Here is a 1,723-nt window from a genome sequence, read left to right on the forward strand (position 1 = left end):
AACTGGTAGGGCTGGTTGGACTCGAACCAACGACCCCCGCGTTATCAACACGGTGCTCTAACCAGCTGAGCTACAGCCCCAACGCGGTGCTACATACGACTACTGTTTCTTCTTCAGCTAACAGTCGATAAGTGTGGACATTTAATGAGTGAATCATTGCTGATTCGTGCAAACTCTAGAAAGGAGGTGATCCAGCCGCACCTTCCGATACGGCTACCTTGTTACGACTTCACCCCAGTCACGAATCCTACCGTGGTAAGCGCCCTCCTTGCGGTTAAGCTACCTACTTCTGGTAAAACCCGCTCCCATGGTGTGACGGGCGGTGTGTACAAGACCCGGGAACGTATTCACCGCGACATGCTGATCCGCGATTACTAGCGATTCCAACTTCATGCAGTCGAGTTGCAGACTACAATCCGGACTACGATACACTTTCTGCGATTAGCTCCCCCTCGCGGGTTGGCGGCGCTCTGTATGTACCATTGTATGACGTGTGAAGCCCTACCCATAAGGGCCATGAGGACTTGACGTCATCCCCACCTTCCTCCGGTTTGTCACCGGCAGTCTCATTAGAGTGCCCTTTCGTAGCAACTAATGACAAGGGTTGCGCTCGTTGCGGGACTTAACCCAACATCTCACGACACGAGCTGACGACAGCCATGCAGCACCTGTGTACTGGTTCTCTTTCGAGCACTCCCTGATCTCTCAAGGATTCCAGCCATGTCAAGGGTAGGTAAGGTTTTTCGCGTTGCATCGAATTAATCCACATCATCCACCGCTTGTGCGGGTCCCCGTCAATTCCTTTGAGTTTTAATCTTGCGACCGTACTCCCCAGGCGGTCTACTTCACGCGTTAGCTGCGTTACCAAGTCAATTAAGACCCGACAACTAGTAGACATCGTTTAGGGCGTGGACTACCAGGGTATCTAATCCTGTTTGCTCCCCACGCTTTCGTGCATGAGCGTCAATCTTGACCCAGGGGGCTGCCTTCGCCATCGGTGTTCCTCCACATATCTACGCATTTCACTGCTACACGTGGAATTCTACCCCCCTCTGCCAGATTCTAGCCTTGCAGTCTCCAATGCAATTCCCAGGTTGAGCCCGGGGATTTCACATCAGACTTACAAAACCGCCTGCGCACGCTTTACGCCCAGTAATTCCGATTAACGCTTGCACCCTACGTATTACCGCGGCTGCTGGCACGTAGTTAGCCGGTGCTTATTCTTCAGGTACCGTCATTAGCAAAGGATATTAGCCCTCACCGTTTCTTCCCTGACAAAAGAGCTTTACAACCCGAAGGCCTTCTTCACTCACGCGGCATTGCTGGATCAGGCTTGCGCCCATTGTCCAAAATTCCCCACTGCTGCCTCCCGTAGGAGTCTGGACCGTGTCTCAGTTCCAGTGTGGCTGGTCGTCCTCTCAGACCAGCTACTGATCGATGCCTTGGTAGGCTTTTACCCTACCAACTAGCTAATCAGATATCGGCCGCTCCACGAGCATGAGGTTCTTGCGAATCCCCCACTTTCATCCTTAGATCGTATGCGGTATTAGCGTAACTTTCGCTACGTTATCCCCCACTCCAGGGTACGTTCCGATATATTACTCACCCGTTCGCCACTCGCCACCAGAGCAAGCTCCGTGCTGCCGTTCGACTTGCATGTGTAAGGCATGCCGCCAGCGTTCAATCTGAGCCAGGATCAAACTCTTCAGTTTAATCTCTGTTT

Annotated in this window: 1 tRNA gene and 1 rRNA gene; both read right to left on the reverse strand. The window is 52.5% G+C overall.

Features of this window, described 5'->3' with window-relative positions:
* Positions 1–3: 3 nt before the first annotated feature.
* Positions 4–80: transfer RNA gene (locus CD932_RS26335), tRNA-Ile, on the reverse strand.
* A 99-nt stretch (positions 81–179) separates the two neighbouring features.
* Positions 180–1,712: ribosomal RNA gene (locus tag CD932_RS26340) — 16S ribosomal RNA — on the reverse strand.
* Between the last annotated feature and the right edge of the window lie 11 nt (positions 1,713–1,723).

The sequence above is a fragment of the Janthinobacterium sp. PC23-8 genome (genome assembly GCF_002250505.1).
Taxonomy (GTDB): Bacteria; Pseudomonadota; Gammaproteobacteria; order Burkholderiales; family Burkholderiaceae_D; genus Janthinobacterium.